3 protein-coding genes are annotated in these 8,793 nt (G+C 40.0%); 2 read left to right on the top strand and 1 reads right to left on the bottom strand.

Translation table 11 applies throughout. The annotated features are described in order from the left end of the window. Nucleotides 1-631, top strand: a 631-nt coding sequence (locus E7B10_RS09520; RefSeq protein ID WP_316055624.1) for a hypothetical protein, incomplete at its 5' end; no start/stop codon positions are given. A 117-nt stretch (nt 632-748) separates the two neighbouring features. Here E7B10_RS09520 and E7B10_RS09515 read toward each other — a convergent pair. Further along, a complete protein-coding gene (locus tag E7B10_RS09515) occupies nt 749-1,015 on the bottom strand; it encodes a hypothetical protein (RefSeq protein ID WP_004692901.1) in 267 nt (88 codons plus the stop codon). Between the two features lie 704 nt (nt 1,016-1,719). Here E7B10_RS09515 and E7B10_RS09510 point away from each other — a divergent pair. Then, a partial coding sequence (locus E7B10_RS09510) for an ESPR-type extended signal peptide-containing protein (protein ID WP_316055623.1) occupies nt 1,720-8,793 on the top strand: 7,074 nt, incomplete at its 3' end.

Raw genomic sequence — 8,793 nt, 5'->3', positions numbered from 1 at the left:
ATTTATGCCTGTATTGGCACTTGCTTGTGTATGCGCGGTAGGTCAAGCGGATGCGGCTCAAGATCGATTGATGATGCCAGAACAACCGGCTGAACCATTAAACGTAATTGAAGCGGAAGTGGCTGTTCCTGTGCCTAGCGAAGAAGTTCGCGACGTAGTGAATGCTTTCACACAATTCCAATTGGACCAAAAGGGCAAGCGCATCATGGATGATTCCCGCGTTATGACTGGTCAAGAGCGTTACCGCAACAATGTGTTGTACTACATGAATGTTCGTCGCAGCTGGTACATCGTAAGCCATCGTTATAAAAACGATAGCTATGGGCGTTTGGCATTAGATCGTTTGTACAACGATTACAAACAGTTCTTTACAGAACATGCGACTGTATCTGAAGATGCTAAATTGGACTATGCGCAACAAATCATCGATATCTTGGATCGTAATACAGCCAATGTACATGATGATGAATTGCGTTTCTACATGAATGAAATGGTGATCTTCAGCTTGAACGAAGCTATGAAAGACGGCAATAATCGCGTGAAACCTGTGGATGAAAAAGCGGCTCCTGCAATGGACGAACTTCACACAGTGGACCTTCGCAAAGCGATTAATGCACCGACAATTCAATAATTTTAGATGATTTAATTATAAGAATTAAGTGTTGTTGTGTTGTATTGTATTTCTTATAATTGTATGACCGATAAAAAATATCGGGGTGTTGTTTGTATTAACAATACCCCGATATTTTTATGCATATAATTTTGCAATCAAGGTGATTCGCTGACCTTGAATCACCTTATATGTAATTTTTTTTACGATGGCCGTAAAATTGTGATGCAGAAATTGTAACTGATCGTTAGGTTGAACGTCCGCATCATATGTGAATACGCCTTCTTCCCCATTAAAGCGACCTTTGATTGTGAAAGTTTGATTATCTCGTGTAACTACGATATCTTCTTCTGTAACCGTATTTGGTTTATCTATATTTTGTTGTAAGATATTGAGTTCTGACATAGATTTCTTCCTCCTTTCTGCTTTCAGTATAACAATAAAAATTAAAAAACACATGGAGTAATCATATAAATTGTTTTTATACACATATGCTCTATTTCTATAAAGCCTATAAAGCCCGCCAATACGCCTTTAGAGTGCCTTAGAATAAAAAAAGGAATGACGGCGATTTGAATTTCACCTGTCATTCCTTTTACTATATAATAAAATGTTACCTTTATTGATTGTGCAATAGTTAATTGGCTTAAGTAGGTATGTAGTAATTGTGTACGTACATTGAGTCAAAATGGCAGAAACACTGTACGATATCTGTTTATGAAAAGATATCATTCTATTATATGGTCTATCATAAAACAGGATAATGAAGAGAAAATAAATTGGTTACATATGGTGTGATATTAGTACATAATTATGGAGCATATTAGTATTATTTATGAAAGTTGGTGAATAATAGTTAAAAAATACAGCATTTATGCAGAATATTCAGTATATTTAATTTTATCGAAATTATTAATAATTTAAACACAAAAGTTTTATGAAAATAAAATGAAAAAAAGTTTACTTTTCCCGTAATATGTGGTATTTTAGATATACACATTCAAGAATGTCGATGAATTCTTAATACATCATCGATACATCATTGTTATTTCATTAAATATGTAGATAGTTGGTTAGTAGGTTTTATAAGTTTTATAGGAGAAAGATTAATGAATCGAGTATTTAAAGTGATTTGGAATCGCACAAAGAGCTGCTATGTTGTTGTGGCAGAAACAGCAAAGAACATGACGAAACGTTCCTCTTTGTCGGTTGTATTCTCTAAAATGGTAGGTGCTACAGCAGTTGCCGTTATGTTGACAGGCGTTATGATGCCTACGGATGCCTTGGGGGCACCGATTAAAAATGGTGTCGGAGCGACAGCTGAAAACGACGGTGGTATCGCAATTGGTGATAATACAGCATCTAAGGGTGATTATAGTATTTCAGTAGGTACTGGTGCATCTGTAGGTAGAGGAGATACGGACGAGGGTAGAACTTTGGCTGGTATCGCTATTGGTCGTGGTGCGACTGTAACTGTTGATGATAATAAAGGGAAAAGTGTTCCGGCAAATCAAAGAACTGGTGGCATTGCTATCGGTCAAAGTGCTACAACTACGGTTGTAAATGCAATTGCTATTGGTTCCGGCACTAGTGCTGATGGGGCACAAGCTGTAGCTATCGGCCGTAGTTCATATACGAGCGGGAATAATACGGTTGCTATCGGTAATAGTACTCGCGTTCGTTCCACTAATGGTTTTGCACTTGGTAACGAAGCGTGGGCAGGTATCGATGAGAATGGAACTGTTGTAGGTAAAGATAATGACCAAGCTTTCGGTTCTAATGCTCGTGCTTGGGGTGGTTCCTCCATGGCGTTAGGTAATGATGCAAAAGCCGGTGGTGGCGGTGCCATTTCTATGGGTAATGGTTCTCAATCTAGAGGTGATTGGGCAGTAGCTATTGGTAATGGTTCTAAGGCTTTTAAACAGGGGTCTGCTGCATTGGGTACGAATGCTACAGCTAATAGTTCTCACTCCACTGCACTTGGCTGGGGTAGTACGACAAATGGCTACGCTGATGTTGCAGCTGGTGATGGTTCTGTTGCATCTGGTGGTAATTCTCTAGCAATAGGTGTGCAATCTTCTACTTCTGATGGTGCGGTAGGTGCTGTAGCATTAGGTTTAAGTAGTAAAGCTGAGAAGACAAACTCTATGGCATTAGGTGTTTCTGCTAATGCAGCACATGAACGTTCTGTTGCATTAGGTGCTAATTCCAAGACTGATGCTACAGTAAGCACAGCAAATCAATTGGTAAACGGTTTATGGTATAAAAACTATGCCGGTGGTAGTGCTGACTCTACAGTTAGCGTGGGTAGTGATACAGTAAAACGTACCATTACAAATGTAGCTGCAGGTCGTGTGAATGCACAATCTACTGATGCAATCAACGGTAGCCAATTATATGGTGTTGCAAATACCTTGGGTAACTTAGCAAACACTACAAAAGGTCTTTTGGGTGGCAATGCAGCCCTTGACCCTGATACTGGTAACTTATCGATGAGCAATATCGGCAATACCGGTAAAGGCACGATTCATGATGCTATTAAATTCAATAAAGACACTATAGATAAAGGCCTTAACTTCGATGCTAATACAGGTGGTGCGAAAAACAACCTATTAGGTTCTAAAGTTACCATCAAAGGTGACGGCAGCAATATCAATGCCGCAATTACACAAGCCAATGGTGATACAACTATCAACATGACTTTGGGTAATACTATTAAAGTAGGTACAGCAAAACCTGTAACGATTGACGGTACTACAGGTTTTGTAACAGGCCTTCAAAATAAAGATTGGAATGTAGATAATCCTGTGGCTGTATCTGGCCGCGCGGCTACAGAAGATCAATTGAAAAAGGTAAACGATAAAGTTAATACCAATAAAACTGCCATTGATAAAAATACTAGTGATATCAATACTAACAAGCAAAATATCACGAAAAATGCTGGCGATATTGCGAATAACAAAACTGATATCGCTAAAAATAAGCAAGATATCTCCAATATTAATACAAAAATTAATAAAGGCTTGAACTTTGCTGGTGATACAGGTACTGTAAGCAATAGACAATTAGGCGACACTGTAACTGTTAAAGGCGGTGCTACAGGCACATTATCCGACGGTAATATCGGTGTTGAATCCGACGGTAATGGTACATTGAATGTTAAATTAGCTAAAACATTGACAGGTTTAGATAGCGTTACAGCTGGTAATACTAAGATTGATAATGGTGGTTTGACTGTAGGTGGTAAAACATATGTATCTCCAACAGGTCTCAATGCGAATAATCAAAAGATTACTAATGTTGCTAATGGTAGCGACCCTAATGATGCAGTAAACTATAGTCAATTACAGGCTGCTATCGGCGGTACAGCTAAAGCATCCACTGTAAAAGCAAAGGATGCGAATGTAACTGTAACAGAAAGTACAAACGCAGCAGGCGGTAAGGAATATACTGTTGGTTTAGGTAATAAAATTACTGTAGGTACAGCACATCCTGTAACTGTAGACGGTGATGCTGGTCATGTAACAGGCCTTACAAATACAGATTGGAATGTAGATAATCCTGTGGCTGTATCCGGTCGCGGTGCTACTGAAGATCAGTTAAAAGCGGTAAACGAAAAAGTTAATACTAATAAGACTCAAATCGACAAGAATAAACAAGATATCGCTGATAATAAGCAAAATATCACAAATAATGCTGGCAATATTGCTCAAAACAAGCAAGACATCTCCAGTATTAATACAAAAATTAATAAAGGATTGAACTTTGCTGGCGATACTGGTAATGTAAGCAACAGACAATTAGGCGACACTGTAACTGTTAAAGGCGGTGCTACAGGCACACTGTCCGATGGTAATATCGGTGTTGTATCTGACGGCAATGGCACATTAAATGTGAAATTAGCTAAAACATTGACAGGTTTGGACAGCGTGACAGCAGGTAATACTAAGATTGATAGCAACGGTTTGACTGTAGGCGGTAAAACATATGTATCTCCAACAGGTCTCAATGCGAATAATCAAAAGATTACCAATGTTGCTGATGGAACTGTAGGCGCAGGCAGTAAGGACGCTGTAAACGGCGGTCAATTGCACGATGCCAAAAACGAATTAACTACTAATATCAATAATGCCAAAACTGAACTTATCAACAAAGGTCTTCGTTTTAACGCTGATAATAACGATGAAAAAACAAACAAACTTGGTTCTAAAGTAACAGTCAATGGTGATGACAATATCACTACTAAAATTACGCAAACTGGTGATGATACTACAATCGGCGTTAAATTGAAAAAAGATCTTAATGTTACTACTGTTACTGCTACAGATACTGTAAAAGCAGGCGGCGTAACAATGGGTAAACACGCTGATACTAAAAATTATGTGACAGGCCTTGAAAATAAGGACTGGGATGTTAATAAGTCTAACCCTGTAAGCGGTCGTGCTGCTACAGAAGATCAATTGAAGAAAATCAGCGATGTAATTAAAAGCCAAGGTGCTGCGTCTACGGACTATCGTTTAGTTGCAAATCCGGCAGTTGCAGACGGCGCCTATACGGTTGACTCTAACGGTGATGTTGACTTAACTGTTGAGGATAAAAACCATGCAGGTAGTAAAGAAACAGTTAAGATTAAGGATGTCGCATCTAAATCTAGCCTTGATAAATTAAACGATCGCGCTGTTAAGTATAATTTGGACAATAATGGTGACGTTGATAAGACAAAAGTAACTTATGAAGGTCCTACTTATGCTAATAAAACTGGTGGTACTCATGTAACAAATGTGGCGTATGCGACAGGTAACGATGGTAGCGAAGCGGTTAATGTGGATTACTTGAAAGATAAAATCAAAGATAGCGAAGATGCATTAACTAATAAAGGCTTGAAATTTGATGCTAACAATGGCGGCGTAAAAACAAATAAATTGGGCTCCAAAGTAACCGTTAAAGGGGATAACTCTAATATCATTACGGAAATCTCTCAAGACGGTAACGGTGACAGTACAATTGATGTGAAACTTGGTAAAAACCTCAATGTAGAAACGATTACTGCTACTGGTGCAAACGGTAAAGACGGTAAAATCGGTATTAATGGTAAAGACGGTGTAACAACTAACATTTCTGTTACTCGTGACGGTCAACCTGGTGTAGACGGTGCTCCTGGTACGACTACAACTCGTATTAGATACCAAAAACCTGATGGTACGAACGAAGAAGTGGCTACTTTGAACGACGGCCTTAAATTTAAAGGCGACATGGGTGCTACATCTAATGTTAAGCTTAACAAGCTAGTAAATATAACAGGTGGTGTGACAAATGCATCTGATTTGGCAACCGGAAATAATATCGGTGTTACATCTGCGACGGTTGATGCTGACGGTAATGCAAAATTACAATTGCAATTGGCTAAAAATTTAACAGGCTTGCAATCTGTAACGGCATCCGACACTGTGAAAGCTGGCACTGTAACCATGGGTAAACAAGAAGATGGTGCGAACCCTGGCAATACTGGCAACTATGTATCTGGCTTAGATAATAAAGATTGGGATATTCAAAATCCTAATATGGTATCCGGTCGCGCCGCAACAGAAGATCAGTTGAAAACAGTTAGCGACGAAGTTAAGAAACAAGGCGCTAATGCTACGGACTTCCGTTTGGCGAAAAATGCGGCTGAAGCTGACGGTGCTTACAAGGTGGATGATAATGGCAACATTGATTTGACTGTAGAGGATAAAAATCATCCGGATAAAAAGGAAACCGTAAAATTGAAAGACATTGCCTCCAAATCCAAATTGGACGATGTTATCAATAAAGGCTTGCAGTTTGATGCTAATAGTGGCGGTGTACAGACTAATAAACTTGGTTCCAAGATCACTATTAAGGGTGAAGGTACTGATGCTGATAATAACTACAGCGGTGAAAACCTTAAAACTTTCATCAAACAGGATCAAAATGGCAATACAATTGTCGATGTGAAGATGAATAAGAACCTTAAAGCTGAAACTGTGAAGGTCGGTAAAGGTGATAAAGATGGTGTAACTATCACTGGCCCTGAAGGCCCGAACGGCTTAGACGGTAAGGTAGGTGTTACTGGTAAAGACGGGAAACCTGCTGTATCTATGTTCGGTAAAGATGGCGTAGGCCATATCGGCTTGACAGGCCCTGCAGGTACAAATGGGGTGAACGGTACAAGCGGTATCGACATGTCCGTGAAGAATGGCTACGATGATGATACTAAAGGCGTTAAAGGTGCAAAAGGCGTAGACGGTGTTGATGGTATCACTCGTATTGTTTACCAGGACAAAAACGGCGAACATCAAGTGGCAACCATGGATGATGGTATGCTCTACGGCGGCGATACAGGCAAGGTGATTGAAAAGAAACTTAACAATAAAGTGAATGTTAAGGGTGGTATCTCCGATGAAAGCAAATTAGCTGCTGAAGATAACATCGGTGTTGTTTCTGACGGTTCCGATACATTGAAATTGCGCTTGGCGAAAGAATTGAAAGGCTTGACGTCTGCTACTTTCACAAACGGTGGCAATAATACTGTTATCAATGGTGATGGTATGACAATCAATCGTGCTGGCGGCAATGCAGTAAGTCTTACAAAAGACGGTCTAAATAATGGCGGTAACAAGATTACAAATGTAGCTGACGGTACGGACCCTAACGATGCGGTTAATAAATCTCAATTGGATAAAGCTACAGCAGCTGCATCCACAACGGTATCGGCAGGTAATAATATTACTGTGACACCTAGCACCAATGCGAATGGTTCAAAGAACTATGAAGTAAGTCTTAAAGATCAAGTGACATTAGGCTCTGATGCTACGAAACAAATCGCGTTGGATGGTACTACAGGCACTATCAAGGCTGGTGATAAAGTTACAATCGACGGCAACAAAGGTACTATTAAAGCTGGTAATGTAACAATTGACGGTGAAAACGGTACCATTAAAGCTGGCGATAAGGTAACTATCGACGGTAAAGATGGTAAGATTGCGGCAGGCAAGGTATCTGTTGATGGCAAAGACGGTTATGTGACAGGTTTGGAAAACAAAGATTGGGATCCTAACAAAATCACAAGCGGTCGCGCTGCTACAGAAGATCAATTGCAAAAATCTCACAAATCCTTGGATAATAAGATTAATAACCTAGGTGATGAAATCACGAAAAAAGGTATGAATTTCGCCGGTAATACAGGTGAATTCCACCGTGATTTAGGCCAAAAGGTTACTATCAAAGGTGAAGGTACAGAGTCTGACGATAAATATTCCGGCGAAAATATTAAAACCGTAGCCGACCAAGATGGTAATGTTACTATCAAGATGGCGAAAAACCTTAAGACTGACAGCTTAACTACTGATAAGGTAAAAGTTGGCAAAAACGGTCAAGACGGCGTATCCATTACTGGGCCTAACGGTGCTGACGGTACAGACGGCAAAGTAGGTATCACAGGCAAAGACGGTAAAGATGCTGTATCCATGTCCGGTAAAGACGGGGTTGGTCATATCGGTTTAACTGGTAAAGATGGTCGTAATGCGGATATTACCGTTGATAAAGGTGATCCAGACTTAGACGGTAACAACATCACTCGTATTAAGTACCAAGACGAAAACGGTAAGACCCACCAAGTGGCAACTAAAGACGATGGTATGAAATACGGTGGCGATAGCGGTTCCATAATCAAGAAAAAGCTTAACGAACAAGTTAATGTAGTGGGTGGTATTACTGATGCTAGCAAGTTAACTACAGAAGACAATTTAGGTGTCGTATCCGATGGTACTGGCAACCTTAAAGTTCGTATGGCGAAAGACTTGAAAGGTCTTGAAACAGTAACAACTAAGGATGCGGCAGGTAATACGACAGTTATGAACGGTGGCGGTGTAACAATTACACCTGCTAGCGGTAATGCTGTAAGTCTTACTAAAGATGGCCTCAACAACGGCGGTAATACAATTACCAATGTAGGCCCTGGTGTAAACGGCACTGATGCGGTTAACGTAAATCAATTGAAAGGTGCTACAGATGGGTTAGCTAATGCTATTAACTCTGTAGCGGGCGAAACACAACGTGTAGGCGCTCATGCGGCGGCTATGTCTGCATTGAAACCTATTCAATATGATCCATTGGAACCAACTCAAGTGATGGCCGGTATCGGTAATTACAGAGGTGAAACTGCG

The organism is Veillonella sp. (assembly GCF_032470285.1).
GTDB lineage: Bacteria > Bacillota > Negativicutes > Veillonellales > Veillonellaceae > Veillonella.
The sequence above is the reverse complement of the archived record's forward strand: the minus strand, read 5'-3'. Positions and strand labels throughout refer to the sequence as shown.